The sequence below is a fragment of the Kribbella sp. NPDC059898 genome (genome assembly GCF_042730855.1).
Taxonomy (GTDB): Bacteria; Actinomycetota; Actinomycetes; order Propionibacteriales; family Kribbellaceae; genus Kribbella.
On record NZ_JBHWKR010000037.1, the window covers coordinates 1 to 1,630 of the forward strand.

At 69.1% G+C, this 1,630-nt stretch carries 1 protein-coding gene; it reads left to right on the forward strand.

Going from position 1 to position 1,630, the window contains the following annotated elements:
• Positions 1-686: 686 nt before the first annotated feature.
• A partial coding sequence (locus ACFV9C_RS44750) for a SidA/IucD/PvdA family monooxygenase (protein WP_380204273.1) occupies positions 687-1,630 on the forward strand: 944 nt, incomplete at its 3' end.

A 1,630-nucleotide genomic window follows, 5' to 3' on the forward strand; every position in this document is an offset into this window, starting at 1 on the left:
GTACGGCGAGCCGACACCGGCGGCGGCCAGGTCCTGGGACGCGAGCGCCGGCTCGGCGGCGGACGCCGCGGTCTGTCCGGCGGTCACGGCACCCACGCTAAGCAGGGCGGCCGCCAAGAGCACGGCAAAACCACGGGGAATTGCGGGCTCTTGAACACCGCTCTCGCACACGCGGCCGCGGATCGCAGCTGTGCGACCCACGCCCAGGTCAAGACCCAGATCCAGGAATCGGCGCGTCGCCTGCCAACGCTGTGCTAGACCGGCGGCTCCGCAGCGCAGTCGTTCGTCAGAACGCCTACCGTGTCACGCGATCCAACCTCGCACACGCGCTGCTGGTACAGGCCAAGAGCATGTCAGTCGACAAGCTCTTGACGCACGACCGGCCCGTCAGCACTGACCACCGCCATCGCTCGTTCCCGATCGCTCACTATCCGGACGATCGAATGTCTACTGAATCAGTACACATACCGTTGGGTCCATGAGTGATCGACAGCTGAAGTACTTCGGGGCGGAGCCGGCGAACTGGGTGCGGGCGACGGCGTTCGATCACGATGTCGTGGTCGTCGGTGGCGGGCAGGCGGGGCTGGGGATCGGGTTCGCGCTGCGGCGGGCCGGGATCGGGCGGGCGACCGTGATCGACGCGGCGGCTCCCGGCGAGACGGGGGTGTTGGACCACGACGGCGCGGATGCGGACGTTGCGGACGCCGAAGGCCTGGCCGGAGCCGGAGTACGGGTTTCCGGAGCTGAGCTTCCGGGCTTGGTACGAGCGGCGGTACGGCGAGGCGGCGTACGACGACATCGACCGCATCTCGCGGACCGTGTGGGCCGAGTACGTCAGATGGTTCGGGCGAACGGTGAACGTTGCCGTCCGCAACCACACCCGGTTGATCGGCGTCACTCCGGCCGCAGACCATCTGGTCCTCCGGCTCGCGGTGACCCGGCCGGACGGCGGCGTGGACGACATCGTGGAGACCACCCGAAAGCTCGTGCTGGCAAACGGCGTCGAGGGCACCGGCGGCCCGTACCTGCCTCCACCGTTCGCCGGCCTGCCCAGGCACCTCGCCGCCCACACAGGTGACCGGATCGACTTCTCGGCACTCGCGGGCCAGGTCGTCGCTGTCCTCGGAGCCGGCGCATCCGCACTCGACGCGGCCGGTACGGCGCTCGAGGCCGGCGCGCGTGCGGTGCACCTGTTCACCCGGCGTCCCGAGCTGATCGTGCAAGGTTCGAGCGCCGGGCCCGCACAGAGTCTGGGTGCCAGAGAGAACTTCCACCGGCGCGCCGACGCCGATCGCTGGCGTATCAAGGCAATCGCGGCGCAGGCAGGGCGTAGTTGCACACTGGAGTCTGTCGAGCGTGCGGTCGCGTTCGGCGGCTTCCGGGTGCATCTGTCCGCTCCGTGGCACGATGCGCGGGTCGAGGCCGGCAAGGTTCGCGTCGATGCGGCCGACGGATCGCATCTGTTCGACTTCGTGATCGCCGGTACGGGCTATCAGTACAACCCGAGGACGCGCCCGGAGCTTGCCGGGATCGCTGACCACGTTGCGTTGTGGGCCGATCGCTACCAACCCCCGAGCGAGCTCTCCGACGAGTCGCTCGCACGCTTTCCGTACCTCGGCGGCGGCTACGA